Raw genomic sequence first — 18,785 nt, forward strand, 5'->3', positions numbered from 1 at the left:
TAAATCCAGCAATTTTCAAGATGAGCGCAGTTATGGTTGGCACTCTTTTTAGTATTTCTGGATATCATATAACGGAAGAACTCTACAATGGTTCGAGAACACTGGTTTATCGTGGGTATCGCGAAGCGGACTCATTACCAGTGGCGATTAAACTGCTGAAGACTCCTTATCCTAGCTTCAGCGAACTCGTACAATTTCGCAATCAATATACCATTGCCAAAAACCTCAACTATTCCGGAATTGTCCAAACCTATAGCCTCGAACCTTTCCAAAACGGCTATGCGTTGGTCATGGAAGATTTTGGGGGAATTTCTCTAAAAGATTATTTTGCTCATCTACAGAGTTTACACACAACATCTCTACAAGAATTTCTGCAAATAGCGATCGCTTTGTGCAATATCTTATATTGTCTCTATCAAGAACGCATTATTCATAAAGATATTAAACCCAGTAATATATTAATTAACCCCGAAACCAAACAAGTTAAATTAATTGACTTTAGTATTGCATCTTTATTGCCAAGAGAAACACAAACGCTTATCAGTCCTAATGTTTTAGAAGGGACACTCGCTTACATTTCTCCCGAACAAACAGGGAGAATGAATCGAGGAATTGATTATCGCACTGACTTCTATTCACTCGGTGTAACTTTCTATGAATTACTAACAGGAGAATTACCTTTTGCGTCTAACGATTCAATAGAATTAGTGCATTGTCATCTAGCTCAAACAGCACCATTAGTCCACGAAACGAATGTTGAAATTCCTCCGATCGTTTCCAGAATTATCTGCAAATTAATGGCAAAAAATTCTGAAGACAGATATCAAAGTGCTTTAGGCTTGAAGTTTGATTTGGAAAAATGTTTGCAACAACTCGTAGAAACTAGTGTCATATCTGATTTTGAAATTGCGCGTAGGGATGTGTGCGATCGCTTCATCATTCCCGATCGACTTTATGGGAGAGAAGCTGAAATCTCAACCCTGCTTCAAGCCTTTGATAGAGTCTGTCAAGGTGCAACAGAAATAATGCTCGTTGCTGGATTTTCTGGAATTGGAAAAACCGCTGTGGTCAACGAAGTGCATAAACCCATTGTTCGCCAACGCGGTTATTTTGTCAAAGGTAAATATGACCAATTTCAACGCAACATTCCTTTTAGTGCATTTGTGCAAGCATTTCGAGATTTAATGGGACAATTGCTTGCGGAAAGTGATGTCCAACTAGAGCAGTGGAAAAAGAAAATTTTAGATGTAGTTGGCGAAAATGGTCAAGTCCTTATTGAAGTTATTCCCGAACTAGAAAGAATTATTGACGAACAACCACTAGCAATAGAGTTATCAGGAACCGAGGCACAAAATAGATTTAATTTACTCTTCCAAAAATTTATTCACGTCTTTACTTGTGCAGAACATCCATTAGTCATATTTTTAGATGATTTGCAATGGGCAGATTCGGCATCATTGAATTTAATGCAGCTGTTAATGGCTGATGCAGGTCATCTTTTCATTATTGGTGCGTACCGTGATAACGAGGTTAATCTAGCACATCCACTAATGTTGACTTTGAATGAAATTCAAAAAAAACAAGCAAAAATTAGTACAATTAATTTAGCACCACTGAATCAAGTACAAGTCAATAAGTTAGTAGCTGATACTCTTAAATGCACAGAAGATTTGGCATATAATATTTCTCAATTAATCCATCAAAAAACCAAAGGAAACCCATTTTTTGCTACTCAATTTCTCAAAGCATTACATCAAGATGGATTCATTGAATTTAATTTTGATTTGAGTTGTTGGCAATGTGACATGACCCAAGTGACAATTCAAGCAGTTACAGATGATGTTGTAACCTTTATGGGTTGTCAATTGCGAAAACTACCACAATATACCCAAGACATATTACAATTAGCAGCTTGTATTGGCAATCAGTTTGATTTAGCAACTTTAGCAATTGTTTCCGAACAATCGGAACTTGAGACGGCTGCAGCTTTGTGGAAGGCTTTACAAGAAGGATTGATTTTACCAATTGGGGAGATTTATAAGTTTTATATTGGGCAAGAAATCCTTGCAGGTACATCAGAAAAGCAACAGACTGTTACATATAAATTTTTACATGACCGAGTACAGCAAGCCGCTTATTCCCTAATTCCTGACAGTGAAAAACAAACAACTCACTACCAAATCGGACAACTGCTACTGCAACAGATTTCCGCACAAGCAAGAGAAGACCGTATTTTTGAAATTGTCCATCAATTAAATTATGGAACTTCTCTAATCAGAGAACAAACTCAACGAGATGAACTAGCACAACTTAATCTAATTGCATCTCGCAAAGCCAAAAATTCCACCGCCTATCAAGCAGCGCGTGAATATGTCACGGTAGGATTATCTTTGTTAGGAAAAAATACTTGGCAGCAGCAGTATGAAATGACCCTCGCCTTGCATGAATTAGCGGCGGAAGTAGCACTGCTAAATGGTAGTTTTGAGGCGATGGAACAGTTTATTGATACTGTCATTCAACAAGCACATTCTTTATTAGAAAAGGTGAATGTTTACTGCATTAGAATTCAATCTCAGATTTTCCAAAGTAAATTAACTTCAGCGATCGCGATCGCCCAAACAATCTTACAACAGCTTGGTGTAACCTTTCCTGAAACACCCACACCATCAGATCTTCAACGGGAAATCCAAGAGATTGAGAAACTTATTGGCGATCGCTCAATTGCCGATTTAGTTAACTTACCTGAGATGCGGGATGCAGAAAAACTCGCTACTCTCAAGATTGCCAGTATCATCAGCCCAGCAGCTTACCTCACTGGTTCAGCCTTGTTCCCATTGCTGAATACTTTGTCCGTTAAAGTCTCGATTCAGTACGGTAACACATCGACGTCTACTTACGGCTATGCGAATTATGGCAATATTCTCTGCAATTTCTTCCAAGTCGTGGATACAGGAACGCAGTTTGGTTCCCTGGCACTCCAGATTATCCCAAAACTCGATGCCAAAGCCAGTAAAACAGATGTTTTGATGCTCTCGGGGTTGTTTATTGTACACCGCAACTCTCACATTCAAGAAACACTACCCATGTTGCAAGAAGGTTACACTAGTGCCCTAGAATTTGGCAACCTAGTACTTGCTGGTTACAATGGCCACAGTTTTTGTCTCAATTCTTTTTGGTGCAGTAAACCCCTGGCTACCTTAGAGCAGGATATTTGCGCTTACTGCCATAGTTTAATGCAATTAAATCAATTGACAAGCGCAAATTATTGCAGAATCTATTGGCAACCAGTTTTAAATCTCCTAGGTTTTGCAGAACATACCACCCTTTTGTCTGGAAAAGCCCTTGAAGAAACAGAATTTCTCCTACAACTACAATCTGCCGATGATGGATATGGATTGTATATTTTCCATGTGTATAAACTCATGCTTTGCTTCTTGTTTGGAGAAATTGAGCCAGCGAAAAATCATGCTATTGAAGTCAGGCGCTATTTTGTAGCAGGTGCGGGATTAGTCAGCGAACCAGTATTTTATCTATATGATTCTCTAATGACTTTGGCACAATTGAATCCACAGTTAGAAGAAACATCGGCAGCATTGCAGAGTGTAACAGAAAACCAAACCCGGTTACAGCAATGGGCGCATCATGCACCCATGAATTACCAGCACAAGGTGGATTTGGTAGAGGCAGAAAAATATCGGGTTTTAGGCAACAATTACGCAGCAGGGGATTATTACGATCGCGCTATTTCTCTTGCTAAAGTCAACGGATACCTCCAAGAAGAAGCCTTAGCAAACGAACTGGCAGCTAAATTCTACCTGGAATGGAAAAAAGAAAAAGTAGCTGCCGGATATATGCAGGAAGCTTACTATTGCTATGCGAAATGGGGAGCCAAAGCTAAAGTTGTCGATCTAGAAAAACGCTATCCCCAACTACTTGCCCCTATATTACAGCCAACTCGTTCGACTCTCTCAACTGATGAAACCATCTTCGCCTTGGGGACTCTCACCTCCACCAGTGGAGTTACTTCTAACAGCAGTATTTCAGATATCCTAGATTTAAAAGCTATTCTCAAAGCTTCTCAAACTATCTCAGGCGAAATCGAACTGGAAAAACTGCTGTCATCGTTACTCAAAATTGTCATCGAAAATGCTGGGGCTGATAAATGCGTGCTCATGCTGTTGCGAGACGATCGCCTGCTAGTAAAAGGATTAATCTCTCAGGGAACACAGCCCGTCGTGTTGCAGCGCCTTCCCATTGAAGACAGCCAGGATGTTCCCCAAAAGCTAATTTACAAAGTCAAACACAGCAAACAGACTGTTGTCTTGCTGGACGCGAAAGCAGATCCCACCTTAGCCAACGATCCTTATATTGTTCGCCAACAGCCTCACAGTATCTTGTGCAGTCCGATTTTGCATCAAGGCAAGTTGATGGGAATATTATATTTAGAGAATAATTTAGCAACCGGAGCGTTCACTAGCGATCGCATGGAGCTGTTGAATTTACTTTGCGCTCAAGCTGCCATCTCACTAGAAAATGCCCGACTGTATGAAAGTTCCCAGAAATATGCCCAACAGTTAGAACAGTCATTCGCCGAATTGAGTGCTGCTCAGTCTCGCTTCCACAATTTAGTAGACAACGTGCCCGGAGTGGTTTATCAATATCACATGACTCCTGATGGCATTATCTCACTCATCTATATTAGTGCTAACTGTCACAGCGTGTTTGAAATTACCCCCGAACAAGCTGCAGCCACAGCAGAGTTTCTCCCAGAACTGGTGCATCCAGAGGATACGGTCAGTTTTCAGCAGTCTAGGACTAATGCCATTCAAAACTGTTCCTCCTGGCAATGGGAAGGGCGGATCATCACTCCTTCAGGAATCGTCAAGTGGATTCATGGAGAAGGGCGAATTGAGAAGCGTGGCGATGGTTCGGTATTTTGGGATGGATTGTTTTTAGAGATTAGCGATCGCAAAAAAGCTGAATTTGCCCTGCAACAAGCACAATTACAAATCATCCAAAGTGAGAAAATGTCAGCTTTAGGTAACTTAGTTGCGGGTGTAGCTCACGAAATGAATAATCCTTTGGGCTTTATTTCTGCTAGTCTCAAACAAGCTCAACCCACTTTTTTTGATATTGCAGAACACTTAAAACTTTATCAAAAAACTTTCCCCAATCGGACTGAAGAAATCCTTGACCATGCAGAGTCAGTTGACTTGGAATATAGCTTAGAAGATTTCCCAAAAATACTGGATTCCATGATTTTGGCGTGCGACAGACTCAAAAATATCAGCACTAGTCTCCGCACTTTCTCTCGTGCCGATCGCGATTGCAAAGTGCCGTTTAATATTCACGAAGGCATTGACAGTACCCTTCTCATTCTCAAGCATCGCCTGAAAGCCAACGAACAACGTCCGGCGATTGAAGTTGTCACCAACTACAAGAATTTCCCTCAAATTGAATGCTTTCCCGGACAATTAAATCAAGTATTTATGAATCTTATTGCTAATGCTATTGATGCAATAGAAGAGTCAAATATTGGGCTGACTTTGGCAGAGATTCAAGCTCATCCCCATCGAATTACAATTACTACTAACCTAGCAGACCATCTTGTCAGGATTACCATTGCTGATAATGGGAAAGGCATGACTGAAGAAATTCAACAAAAAATATTTGACCACTTGTTTACTACAAAAGCTGTGGGGAAAGGAACGGGATTGGGATTGGCTATAGCTCGGTCTATTATTGTTGAAAAACATGGCGGAACAATTACCGTTAACTCTACACTAGGAGCCGGAACTGAATTTATTATTAGTTTACCAATTCAGGCAAAATCAACAAATTAACTTTTCCCAGGCTTTCCAACTGACTCAAACTGTAGATATATTCGTTGACACATAGGATGGTCAATTTGTACAGTGCGTAAGTCCTACGAATAACTCTACAATGGTTCGAGAACCTTAATTTATTGAGGATATCGGGAAATGAACTCATTACTAGTAGCGTTCTAAAGACGCAAAGATTTTATTTGCGTCTTTTTGCTATATGGCAAATTGCTGAGTAAAATGCCAAGTGGAAAATTACACTGGAATTTCAATAATCAATTCAGTGCCTTCACCCAAAACAGAGTTGCACCTCAATTTTCCACCATGGGTTTCTTCCACAATTTGACGGGCGATAGCTAATCCTAACCCCGTACCTTTTCCGACAGCTTTTGTCGTAAATAAATGGTCAAATATCTTTTGTTTAATATCTTCACTCATCCCCTTACCATTATCTAAAATAGCAATTTTAGCTAGATTATTTTCTACTGAAGTTGTAATTGTAATTAGGTTGGTTTGATGTTTAATTTCCTCAAGTTTCTGTCCGTGATTGGATTCTTCTAAGGCATCAATAGCATTTGCTAAAATATTCATAAATACCTGATTTAATTGACCTGGGAAGCATTCAATTTGTGGTAAATTACCGTAGTTAGTGACAACTTCAATCGCCGGACGTTGTTCGTTAGCTTTGAGACGATGTTTGAGAATAAGAATGGTGCTATCAATGCCTTCGTGAATATTAAACGATACTTTGTAGTCTTTGTCAGCACGGGAGAAAGTGCGGAGTGAAGTGCTAATATTTTTGAGTCGGTCACATGCCATAGTCATGGAATCAAGCATTTTGGGTAAATCTTCTAAGCTATATTCCAAATCAATTTCTGACTCGTGGTCGAGGATTTCTTCACTCTTAGAGGGGAAAGTTTGTTGATAGAGTTTCAGGTGTTCAAGAATATCAGAAATTGTGGGTTTAGCTTGTTTAATACTGGCAGAAATAAAGCCGAGAGGATTATTCATTTCGTGAGCCACACCAGCAACCAAGTTACCCAAAGCAGACATTTTCTCACTTTGGACGATTTGTAATTGAGCGTTTTGCAGGTCAAGTAATGCTTGTTGTAAGTCAAGGGATTTTTGTTGCAAGGCAAGTTCAGCTTTTTTGCGATCGCTAATATCACGCATCGCAACTACTGCACCAACTTTGTTACCCCAAGCATCGAAGATTGCTTGTCCGCTAGCTAACAAACTTCTCCGAGAACCCTGCTTCGGCGCAATTACCATTTCGACATTTTTGACGATTTCTCCTTGCAAGGCACGAAACAGAGGAATTTCTGTTTTTGATAAGGGTGTTTGACCATCAGGTTGATAGAGTAAAGAATATTCTGCCCATTGTTCTGGCGGTAATGATTCCACTGGTAAGCCATGAAATTCACAAGTTGCTTTATTAAATAGAGTTAAAGTCCCAGTAGCATCGCAGACAACAATTCCATCGGTAATAGTGTGGATAATGGCATTCAAAAACTCTCGTTCCTTAGCTAGAGATGCTTCAGTTTGTTTTAATTTTTCTAGTGATGCTTGTAATGATTTAGATTTTTCCTGTTCTCGTTCATAAAGTTGGGCATTTTCTATAGAAATAGCAGCTTGAGAGCAAAGTAGATTCAAGAGTTCGACGCGATCGCTAGTAAACGCCCCTGTCGCTAAATTATTCTCTAGATATAAAATGCCCATCAATTTACCTTGATGCAAAATTGGGCTGCATAAGATACTTTTGGGCTGCTGACGAATGATATAGGGGTCATTGGCTAAGGTTGGTTCAGCACTTGCATCAAGCAGCACAACAGTCTGACTGTTGTGCTTGACTTTGTAAATTAGTCTCAGGGGAATATCCAAGCTCTGTTCAATGGGAAGACGCTGCAATACAACTGGTTCTGTCCCCAGAGTAATCGAGCCTTTAATTAGCAGTTGTCCCTCTCGCAACAGCATTAACACACATTTATCGGCTCCCGCATTTTTGATGACAATCGATAGCAGCGATGAAAGCAGCTTGGACAGTTCGATTTCACTCGAGATAGTTTGGGAAGCTTTGAGAATGGCAGCTAAATCTAAAGCTACAGAAGCACTACTAGAAGTAGCGGATGTAGTGGAGGTGATAGTTCCCAAAGCGAAGATGGTTTCATTAGTTGAGAGGGGAGAATGGGTTTGTTGTAATATAGGGGCGAGTAATTGGGGATAGCGTCTTTCCAAGTCGGCTACTTTGGCTTTTGCACCCCAACGAGCGTAGCAGTAGTATGCTTCTTGCATATATATTTGGGCGATTTTTTCTTTACCCCAGTTGAGATAAAATTTAGCTGCTAGTTCATTTGCTAACCCTTCTTCTTGGATATATTCGTTAACTTTAGCTCCCAAAATTGCCTTATCGTATAGCTCAATTGCTTCGGATTTTTGTCCTAACACTCGAAATTTTTCCGCTTCTACGAGATCGACCTTATGCTGGTAATTCATAGGAGCATAGTGTGCCCAATGCTGTAACTTAGTTTGATTTTCTGCCACCCGCTCTAATGCGGTTGATTCCTCGCCTGAAGATTGACTCAATTGTGCCAGAGCAATCAAAGAATCATAGAAATAAAATGCAGGTTCGCAGACTGTTCCAACACCAGCTATTAAATAGTTTTTGTCTAAGAGTGCATAATTGTTAGCTTGTTCAACTTCTCCAAACAAAAAGCAAAGAGCCAGCTTATACAAATAGAAGTAATACAACCCAGATAAATCATTAGCAGACCGCAGTAGGGGCAGAAGTTCCGTTTCTTGCAGGGCTGACCCAGACAAAAGGGTGGGATGCTCCGCAAAACCCAGTAAATTTAGAATAGATTGCCAATAGATCCGGCAGTAATTAGCTGTTATCAATTGGTTAATTTGTACTAAACCATTGTAGTAGGTGCGTATATCCTGCTCCAGAATTCTAAGGGGCTGACCGCACCAAAAAGAATTCAGACAGAAACAATGGCCACTATATCCGGCGTATGCCAGATTTCCGACTTCTAAAGCAGTCGCGTAGCTTTCCCTCAAGAGTGGAAACGTTTCTTTGATGTGAGATTTGCGGTGAAAGATAAATACTCCCAGTATCTCTAATATTTCAGGTTTAGTCGCTTTAGCATCAAGTTTTAAAGCCACATTCCATGCCAACTGACCAAACTGTAAGGCTAAATCCACATCTTGCAAGAAATTACAGACAAGAATGCTGTAGCAAACATAGTAATAAGCTGAAGTCGAGATGTTTCCATACTGTATGGATAATTTGACTGATAGAGAAGTCAGGAATGGGAACAAAGGAGAGCCAGAAATGTAAGCTGGTGTCATAATGCTACTGGCAATCTGGATAATGGCAATCTTGTTTGCATCGGTCATTACAGGAAGATGAACAAAATCTTCAATTTTCCGCGCTCCAACTAATTCGCTAATTTCTTGCATTAACTGTTGAATATCTTCTGAGGTCGGTGTTTCTGGAATTTTTACACCCAACTTTTGCAGGAGTTTCTGTCCGATTTCAATAGCTACGGTCAGTTTATTCTGGCTGGTATTTACTAAAATTTTCATGCAGTAAACATTTGCCTGTTCAGGTAAAGAATGAGCCTGTTCGATGACAACATTAATGAACTGCTCCATCCGCTCAAAATTACCGCCTAGCATTGCTACTTCTGCCGCTAATTCATGGAAGGCGAGGGTCATTTCGTACTGCCGTTGCCAAGCCTTTTCTCCCAACAGGGACAATCCGATTGCCGCATATTCACCAGCTACTTGATAGGCGGTTGAATTTTTGGCTTTGCGACAGGCAATCAGATTAAGTTGCGCTAGTTCATCTCTTTGTATTTGTTCGGTAATTAAAGTAGTTCCATAATTTAATTGATTGACGATTTCAAAAATTCGCTCTTCTGTTGCTGGTGTGGAAATCTGTTGCAGAAGTAGTTGTCCGATTTGGTAATGAGTCGTTTGTTTTTGGTCATCGGGAATTAAAGAATAAGCGGCTTGTTGTACTCGGTCGTGTAAAAATTTGTAGGTAACAGCCTTTTGATTTTCTTGAGTCACTGCAAGAATCTCTTGCCCGACATAAAACTTATAAACATCTCCGATCGGTAAAATCAATCCTTCTTGCAATGCTTTCCACAAAGCAGATGCCGTCTCTATTTCTGATTGTTCCGAAACAAGAGCTAAAGTTGCTAACTCAAAAGAGTTGCCAATACAAGCAGCTAACTGCAATAATTCTTGAGTTGAGCGCGGGAGTTTTCGGAGTTGCAAGCTCATAAAAGCTACAACGTCATCTGTAACTGCTTGAGTCGTCACTTTTACTATGTCACATTGCCAACAGCCTAACTCCACATCAAATTGAATCAGTTCTTCTTGATGCAATGCTTTGAGAAACTGGGTGGCAAAAAACGGATTTCCTTGAGTCTTTTGAACTATCAATCTAGACAGAGAGGATGTCAAACTCAACGAACATTTCAGCGTCTCAGCAACTAACTGATTGACGCTTATTTGATTGAGTGGTTCTAAAGTAATTGTATTAATCGTTGCTTGATTTTTCTGGATTTCACTCAGAGTCAACATCAATGGATGTGCTGGATTGACTTCGTTATCGCGATATGCACCAATAATGAAAAGATGACTTGTATCAGTCATTAAAAGCTGCATTAAATTCACTGATGCTGAATCTGCCCATTGCAAATCATCTAAAAACATCACTAAGGGATGTTCTGCACTGGTAAAGACTTGGGTAAATTTTTGAAACAATAGATTAAAGCGATTTTGAGCTGCTGTTCCCGATAATTCTACTACAGGTGGTTGTTCCCCGATAATTCTTTCTAGTTCGGGTATAACTTCAATAATTACTTGTCCGTTCTCCCCAACTGCTTCTAATATTTTGTTTTTCCATTGCTGAATTTGTGCATCACTTTCTGTAAGCAATTGACCCATTAAATCTCGGAATGCTTGTACAAAAGCAGAGAAGGGAATATTACGTTGAAATTGGTCGAATTTCCCTTTGATAAAATAACCGCGTTGCCTGATAATAGGTTTGTGAACTTCGTTGACAACTGCGGTTTTTCCAATCCCGGAAAAGCCAGCGACTAGCATCATTTCTGTTGCGCCTTGGCTGACTCTTTCAAAGGCTTGCAATAGCGTTTCAACTTCAGTCTCTCGTCCGTAGAGTTTGTCAGGGATGAGGAAGCGATCGCTCACATCCAGCCGCCCAATTTCAAAGCTCTGAATTTCTCCAGTTTCTTTAAGCTGATATAAACATCTTTCTAAATCGGATTTCAGTCCTAACGCACTCTGATAGCGATCTTCCGCATTTTTTGCCATTAATTTGCTGACAATCTCTGAAAGCACAAATGGAATTTGGGGGTTAATTTCACGTAATAATGGTGCTGCTTTGGCGATATGGCAATGCACTAATTCCATCGGGTCATTTGATTGAAATGGCAATTCTCCTGTCAGTAATTCATAGAGAGTCACACCCAAAGAATAAAAATCAGTCCGGTAATCAATCCCCCGGTTCATTCTGCCTGTTTGTTCCGGAGAAATGTAAGCCAGTGTCCCTTCTAATACATTGGGATTGACAAGGGTTTGTGTTTCTCTTGGTAGTAAAGATGCAATACTAAAGTCGATTAATTTAATTTGTTTGGTTTCAGGATTAATTAATATGTTGCTGGGTTTGATATCTTTATGAATAATGCGTTCCCGGTACAATATATCTAAGATATTGCAGAGGGAGATGGCAATTTCTAAAAATTCTTCTAGGGATATGATATTATTCTTGGTGAAATAATTATTCAGGGAAGTTACCCCAAAATCTTCTATCACTAAGGCATAGCCATTTTGGTAAGCTTCCAAACTATAAGTTTGAATAATTAAAAAAGAATTAATATTTTTGGTAATGGTGTATTGATTGCGAAACGACAAGAGTTCGCTGAAACTGGGGTAAGGATTTTTCAGCAGTTTAATTACTACTGCTAAAGAATCAGTCTCTCGAACTGCTCGATAAACTAGGGTTCTCGAACCATTGTAGAGTTCTTCAACGATTCGATATCCGGGAATACTGACAAGAGTGCCAATCATACTGCGGTCATCCTCGGGATTGCTGAATTTAGTATTCCCAGATATGCTAAGTGATTTATATCAAAGCAAAAACTTACACCGAAATCTTAATAATAAATTCAGTACCTTTACCCATAACAGAGTTGCAATTCAATTTGCTGTCCTGGGTTTCTTCGATGATTTGTCAACGAGTGCCAACCATAATTACGTATATTTACTTAGAATTTTTGTAGTAAATAAATGAGAAACTCTGGTGTTTCATAATCACTGTTTGTAGACGTGATTCCATAAAAGACTGGGCTCACCATACAATAATCCCCTAACAGAGATTAAAATTTTACATCTATGGCGGCGTTAAAAACTTCTCATAAACTTTCTTTTAGAAGATTTTTTCAGCAACTCGATCCGCTCTCTAAATTTGTCTTTATCAGTCTTGGACTTTTTAGCACGGGCTTACTTGCTTTTAGTTTGTGGAGATTTGCAGGGCGTTTGACAGCACCTGAAATTATTCTTGCGGCTGGAGATACGGAAGGAGAAAGCTACATTATCAGTGAAGCAATCGAGAAAGTTGTTGAAAGTAAGTCTAATATCAAAATTACAGTACGGGAAACTGGAGGTACTTCTCAAAGTTTGCAGATGTTAGAAACAGGTCAAGTGCAAATGGCGGCTGCACAAGCAGATGTTGCTTCTGAAGAAATGGACGTATCTACTCGTAAAACGAAACCATTAAAGTTAGAGAGAGGAAATGCTGAATTAAGAACCATAGCCATTTTATATCAAGATTTATTTCAGTTAGTTGTTAGAGATCCTAGTATTAAACAATTTTCTCAGTTAAAAGGAAAAACTGTTGCTTTGCCCGCAAAAGGTGGTCAATATAAATCTTTTCAGAAAATAGCTAAGCATTATGGTTTATCAGACATTGTAGTTACAGGAAATTTAAAAGGTCAACAAGATTACAACGATACAAAAGCAGAAGAAGATTTTAAAGCTGGTAGAGCAAATGCTTTATTTCGCGTTCGTGCTGTTGGAAATAGAGGGATCGCTACACTTGTAGAGAATTACAATGGCAGACTGGTCGGCATTGCACAAGCAGAAGCTATGAAAATTAAGCATCCGGCTTTTGAAAATACCAAAATTCCCCAAGGTGCGTATAAGGGAAATCCTGCCGTACCTGAAGAAGATTTGCCAACTGTAGCCGTCTCAAGACTTTTAGTGGCAAGCGATAAAGTTGATAAAAGTGTAATCCGAGAAATCACTCGCATTATATTTGAAAACAGGCAAGCGATCGCAGATGCTGTTTCTCAAGAACATCCTGAAGTTAAACCTCTCATTGCTAACATTAAAGACCCCAGAGAATCGGCAAGTACAGGTCTTCCCCCACTTCATCCAGGTGCGCTTGCTTTTTACGATAGAAATCAACCCTCTTTTGTTCAAGAAAATGCAGATTATTTAGCTTTAATTTTAACAATTTTTCTGCTTGTTTTATCATGGATTCGACAAATAAAATCTTGGATGGAGAGTAGTAGAAAAAATGAAGCTGATGAATACATTCAATCAGCCATTAATTTAATGAAAGCTAATTCTGGAAGCTTAGAAAGCAATCAAAAGCAGCTTGATGAAATCTTTAAAAAAGCTGCTGATGCTCTAATTGATGAAAGGATCTCCCAGGAATCATTCCGGACATTCAATGAAGCTTACAAAACTTCACGAGAAGCTATAGAGCGTGAAAGAGAATTCAACCAAGAACAAATCGAACAAAAGCAGCGAGAACTTTCTGCTAGTTACATTAAAGCAATAGTCGAGTTACTCAGAAACAGTCATATTAGTAAGGATGTACTCCAGCAAAAAGTAGACGCTATTCTTAAAGAAGTTGCAGAGAAATTGGTCGTAGAAGAAATTTCCCAAGAATCCTTCCGAACCTTTATTGAAGCTTATAAAACCACAAGAGATGCGATTGAAAGATAATAGTTATTAGCTAATGGCTAATAGTTATTAGCCCTTTCTTGTTCGCGAGTCGTTAGGACGCAGAGAACCAGCCTGAAGCACTGGACTCACCGCCTGTTTTCTCCGATCTCACCATTAACCATTAACCATTAGCCATTAGCCATTCACTGCCTCAATTGCCGCTTCTAAAGCTATAGCAACATGAGTCCAATGGGTACCGCCTTGGCAGTATACAACATAGGGTTCCCGCAAAGGACCGTCAGCGGAAAACTCCGAAGTACTACCCTCGATAAAAGTTCCCCCAGCCATAACGACTTTACTTTCATAACCGGGCATTTCATCTGGAACGGGGTCTAGATAGGAGCCTACGGGTGAATTCTGTTGTATTGCTTTACAAAATGCAATCAATTTCTCGGCAGAACCTAATTTAATTGCTTGAATCACGTCCCGACGGGGAACAAGGGGTGCTGGATTTACGGGGTAACCCAATTTATCAAATACGTACCCTGTCAAGTGAGTCCCTTTCATCGCTTCTCCTACCATTTGGGGGGCAAGAAATAGCCCTTGAAATAGCAATCGATTCTGGTCGAGGGTTGCACCACCATAACTGCCAATTCCAGGTGCTGTGAGGCGACAAGCAGCCGCTTCTACCAAGTCGGCACGTCCGGCAACATAACCACCTGCTGTTACTATAGTTCCACCGGGATTTTTAATTAACGATCCTGCCATGAGATCTGCACCAATGTGTGTCGGTTCTTGAGTTTCAATAAACTCGCCATAGCAGTTGTCAACAAAGCAAACAGTGTTGGGATTTTGCTGTTTGACTAATTTAATAATTTTTTCAATATCGGCAATTGATAGGCTAGGACGCCAAGAATAGCCACAGGAACGCTGAATCAGCACTAAACGTGTCGTGTCCTCTACCGCACGGCTTAAAGCTTCCCAATCTACCGTTCCTTCCTCAGTCAGATCTAACTGTCGGTAATGAATGCCAAACTCAAGGAGGGAACCTTGTCCGTGGCAGCGCAGTCCAATGACTTCTTCCAGTGTATCGTAGGGTGCGCCCGCAACAGATAGCATTTCATCACCGGGGCGCAGGACACCAAATAAGGCACAGGCGATCGCATGGGTTCCTGAAACAAACTGTACCCGTACAGCTGCCGCCTCAGCGCCCACAACTTGGGCGAAAACCTTATCTAAAGTTTCTCGCCCTAGATCGTCGTGTCCATATCCGGAGACACCTGCAAAATGGTGCGATCCTACACGATAATAGCGGAAGGCATCTAGCACTCGTTGAAGATTTTGCTTGACCTGAGCGTCAATTCCAGAAAAAATCTGTAACAGTGCCTGTTCTGCTTCACGCAGCTGTTCCAAGCTGTTCATTAGTTCCTCTTTTTAAGAAAACATAAAAAACTTGCGGATTTTTGAATCGCGCAGATTAGGCTGAACAATTCCTACTTCGGGTTACTGCATGACACTCGCTACTCCAACCAAACACCAAATCCACTGGGTCAATACCCTCTTTTTCGTTGGTTTGCACATCGGAGCTTTGTTTGCCTTGCTTCCCAGTAACTTTAGCTGGAAAGCTCTAGGTGTTGCTTTCGTTATGTACTGGGTGAGTGGTGGTTTAGGGATTACTCTAGGATTCCACCGTCTTGTTACCCACCGTAGTTTTCAAACTCCCAAGTGGCTGGAGTACTTCTTAGTCTTTTGTGGGACACTTGCTTGCCAAGGGGGACCTATTGAATGGGTAGGGACTCACCGCATGCACCATTTACACTCTGATACGGAGAAAGACCCTCATGACTCCAACAAGGGCTTCTGGTGGAGTCACATGGGTTGGTTGATTTATCAAAGAAAAGAAGATGAATCAGAAATTCCTCGCTTTACTAAAGACATTGCAGACGATCCAGTTTATCAGTTTTTAGAAAAAAATATGATTTTTCTCCAGCTTGCCCTGGGTGCAGTTCTTTTGCTTTTGGGCGGCTGGTCTTTCGTTGTCTGGGGAATTTTTGTTCGCATCGTTTTTGTTTACCACTGCACCTGGTTAGTCAACAGCGCTACCCATAAATTTGGTTATCGCAGCCACGAATCAGGTGACAACTCAACAAATTGTTGGTGGGTAGCCCTCTTGGTGTTTGGCGAAGGATGGCACAACAACCACCATGCTTTTCAGTACTCAGCCCGTCATGGTTTGCAATGGTGGGAACTAGACTTTACATGGATGACAATCCAATTACTTCAAGCTCTCGGTCTGGCTACAAATGTCAAGCTGGCAAATAAGTAAAAATAAACTGTAAAGGATAAAGGATAAAAGTTAATTTTCTGAGTATTGATTAGCAACTCAAATAAGCTAAAATACACTACTTTCAGTAAATCTTTTATCCTTAATCCTTAGTTTTTCATCCTTTTTTTGCGCTTTGGTGGATTAGATTGTTATAATCCGAACGCTAGTGTTACAAAACTTTGCGTCAAGGCGCTTTTTTGGTGACTTGGTAGTGAAGGTGCTTTTTTAGGTATTCATGATTACAACAACAGTAGACAGCCACAAACCAAATCCTGACTTTGGTCGATCCGAATTGACGCTCAAAGATATTATCAAAAGCTTGCCACAGGAATGTTTTAAACAGGATTCGCGCAAAGCTTGGACGCAATTATTGATAAACGTCTTAATGGTTGGCTTGGGTTATGCTAGTTTGGTATTTTCTCCTTGGTATCTCCTCCCCTTTGCATGGTTTTTTACGGGGACTGCTTTGACGGGTTTTTTTGTGATCGGTCATGATTGCGGTCATCGTTCGTTTGCCAAAAGTCGTTGGGTTAACGATTTGGTAGGTCACGTAATGATGATGCCGTTGATTTACCCTTTCCACAGTTGGCGTATCGGGCACAACTATCATCACGCCCACACTAACAAACTGAATGAAGATAACGCTTGGCACCCTATTAGGACAGAAGTATACGAGAGTTGGGGAAAAGCCTCACAACGGGCTTTTGAGTTGTTCATGCGCCTTCGATTGTGGTGGATAGGTTCCATTTTTCATTGGGCAATCGTCCACTTTAATTGGTCTAAGTTTCAAGAGAAAGACCGAGCCAATGTCAAACTTTCTGTGGTGGTCGTCGTTCTGTTTGCTGCGATCGTGTTCCCAATTTTAATTGCGACAACTGGTATTTGGGGATTTGTCAAATTTTGGTTTATCCCTTGGCTGGTTTATCACTTTTGGATGAGCACTTTTACTTACGTTCACCACACTACCTCAGATATTCCTTTTGTTGCAGAGCCCAAGTGGAACGCTGTTACTGCTCAGCTTCAAGGAACAGTTCACTGCGATTATCCTCGTTGGATAGAATTTCTCTGCCACGATATTAACGTTCATGTTCCCCATCATGTATCAACCGCAATTCCCTCATATAATTTGCGTCTTGCATACGCCAGCATAAAAGAGAATTGGAGTGGGTATCTGCATTCTGAATGTCAATTTTCTTGGTCTTTAATGAAAGATATTACGGATAAGTGCCACCTCTATGTTGTTGATGATGGCTATATCACTTTCAAAGACTACCAAGCAGGAACACTTAGCACTCAATGACTGGTAACTAGTAACCCAATCAAAGAAAGGTGGGCAATGCCCACCAAGACCTAGTAATATTGATTGTTTGATACAGTGGTTATGCCGCACAAAGGCTAGATATAGTGGGCAAGGTTTGCCCAAATTGTCTACCTATCTCTATCATTTGATCTGATAGAAAACATTCTCATGAAAATCTAAACGCAGGTTAGCTTTTGCTTGCCTGTATGCAAAGTGCTGCTTTGCATTCATACCAGATTACACCCAACAACAAAATAAAGTGCAAACCAATACCATTAATTCCACTGAGACTCACAATAGCTGTGAGTCATCTGAAACTGTTACCCAGTTACCCTTCACCCTAAGTTCTTTAAAAGCGGCCATCCCAGCTGAATGCTTTCAGCCAAATGTAGGTAAGTCACTCTTTTTCTTTTTCCGTGACGTCCTAATTATTAGTCTGCTTTACGCAATCGCTCATCGCTTAGATTCTTGGTTTTTCTGGCCTATTTTCTGGGTCATACAAGGGACAATGTTTTGGGCTTTATTTGTCGTCGGACATGATTGCGGACACCAATCTTTTTCTAAAAAGAAATGGCTTAACGATCTAATCGGTCATCTTTCCCACATACCGATTCTTGTTCCCTATCACGGTTGGCGAATTAGCCACAGAACTCACCATCTCAATACCGGTCACCTGGATAATGACGAAAGCTGGTACCCTGTCAGTGAATCTCAGTATAAAGCAATGCCTTGGGAGCAAAAGATAGGCCGATATTATCTGTTTTTATTGGCTTATCCAGTTTATCTATTTAAACGTTCTCCAAATAAAGAAGGCTCTCACTTCTCGCCTAAGAGCCCCCTCTTCAAACCTTCTGAAAAATGGGATATCGTTACCAGCACTGTACTTTGGACTTGCATGGTAGGCTTGCTTGGTTTTCTCACCTATCAATGGGGTTGGATGTGGTTGCTCAAATACTACGTTGGACCCTATCTTGTGTTCGTTATGTGGTTGGACTTAGTGACTTTTTTACACCACACCGAACCAGATATTCCTTGGTATCGCGAAGAAGAATGGACTTTCCTCAAAGGTGCGCTTTCAACAATTGACCGCGATTATGGTTTCATCAATCACATACATCATGATATCGGCACTCATGTTGCTCACCATATCTTCCTCAATATACCTCACTACAATTTAAAGAGGGCAACTGAAGCGATTAAACCCGTTTTAGGTAACTATTTCCGTAAGTCAGAGGAACCAATTGTCACTTCACTATGGCGTTCTTGTACAAGTTGCCATTATGTACCGGATACTGGAACGAAGGTCTACTATACGCATCATGAAGGTTAGTAGTCAGTAGTCAGTAGTTAG

Annotated in this window: 7 protein-coding genes; 5 read left to right on the forward strand and 2 right to left on the reverse strand. The window is 40.5% G+C overall.

Annotated elements, in window-relative coordinates; all coding sequences use genetic code 11:
* Positions 1-32 precede the first annotated feature (32 nt).
* Positions 33-5,843, forward strand: a complete 5,811-nt coding sequence (locus HC643_RS12260) for a trifunctional serine/threonine-protein kinase/ATP-binding protein/sensor histidine kinase (RefSeq protein ID WP_038083052.1) — start codon at positions 33-35, stop codon at positions 5,841-5,843.
* 234 nt (positions 5,844-6,077) lie between these two features.
* On the opposite strand, the gene HC643_RS12265 is transcribed toward HC643_RS12260, so the two are convergent.
* Positions 6,078-11,924 (reverse strand): trifunctional serine/threonine-protein kinase/ATP-binding protein/sensor histidine kinase, encoded by a 5,847-nt coding sequence (locus tag HC643_RS12265; protein ID WP_167844667.1) that lies wholly within the window; start codon positions 11,922-11,924, stop codon positions 6,078-6,080.
* Between the two features lie 324 nt (positions 11,925-12,248).
* Between HC643_RS12265 and HC643_RS12270 the strand changes: the two genes are divergently transcribed.
* Complete coding sequence (locus HC643_RS12270) at positions 12,249-13,868, forward strand: TAXI family TRAP transporter solute-binding subunit (RefSeq protein WP_038081639.1); 1,620 nt, start codon at positions 12,249-12,251, stop codon at positions 13,866-13,868.
* A gap of 135 nt (positions 13,869-14,003) precedes the next feature.
* On the opposite strand, the gene HC643_RS12275 is transcribed toward HC643_RS12270, so the two are convergent.
* Positions 14,004-15,230, reverse strand: a complete 1,227-nt coding sequence (locus HC643_RS12275; protein WP_038081637.1) for a methionine gamma-lyase family protein — start codon at positions 15,228-15,230, stop codon at positions 14,004-14,006.
* Positions 15,231-15,318: 88 nt separating this feature from the next.
* On the opposite strand from HC643_RS12275, the gene HC643_RS12280 reads away from it, so the two are divergent.
* The 3 genes from HC643_RS12280 to HC643_RS12290 all read left to right on the forward strand — a co-directional run bounded on the left by HC643_RS12280 (position 15,319) and on the right by HC643_RS12290 (position 18,764).
* A complete protein-coding gene (locus HC643_RS12280) occupies positions 15,319-16,134 on the forward strand; it encodes an acyl-CoA desaturase (protein ID WP_038081634.1) in 816 nt (271 codons plus the stop codon).
* Between the two features lie 235 nt (positions 16,135-16,369).
* The gene (locus HC643_RS12285) at positions 16,370-17,434 is read left to right on the forward strand and encodes a fatty acid desaturase (protein ID WP_038081632.1); all 1,065 of its coding nucleotides are present in this window, start codon (positions 16,370-16,372) and stop codon (positions 17,432-17,434) included.
* Positions 17,435-17,693: 259 nt separating this feature from the next.
* A complete protein-coding gene (locus HC643_RS12290; protein WP_038081630.1) occupies positions 17,694-18,764 on the forward strand; it encodes a fatty acid desaturase in 1,071 nt (356 codons plus the stop codon).
* The last annotated feature ends 21 nt before the right edge of the window (positions 18,765-18,785 follow it).

Origin of the sequence: Tolypothrix bouteillei VB521301, from assembly GCF_000760695.4 — a bacterium.
In the GTDB taxonomy this organism is placed as follows: Bacteria; Cyanobacteriota; Cyanobacteriia; order Cyanobacteriales; family Nostocaceae; genus Scytonema; species Scytonema bouteillei_A.

What these genes read in the sequence shown, in the direction of transcription:
- HC643_RS12285 (WP_038081632.1), top strand. Translation starts at nt 16,370, where the DNA reads ATGATTACAACAACAGTAGACAGCCACAAACCAAATCCTGACTTTGGT.
- HC643_RS12280 (WP_038081634.1), top strand. Translation starts at nt 15,319, where the DNA reads ATGACACTCGCTACTCCAACCAAACACCAAATCCACTGGGTCAATACC.
- HC643_RS12265 (WP_167844667.1), bottom strand. Translation starts at nt 11,924, where the DNA reads ATGATTGGCACTCTTGTCAGTATTCCCGGATATCGAATCGTTGAAGAA.
- HC643_RS12275 (WP_038081637.1), bottom strand. Translation starts at nt 15,230, where the DNA reads ATGAACAGCTTGGAACAGCTGCGTGAAGCAGAACAGGCACTGTTACAG.
- HC643_RS12260 (WP_038083052.1), top strand. Translation starts at nt 33, where the DNA reads ATGGTTGGCACTCTTTTTAGTATTTCTGGATATCATATAACGGAAGAA.
- HC643_RS12270 (WP_038081639.1), top strand. Translation starts at nt 12,249, where the DNA reads ATGGCGGCGTTAAAAACTTCTCATAAACTTTCTTTTAGAAGATTTTTT.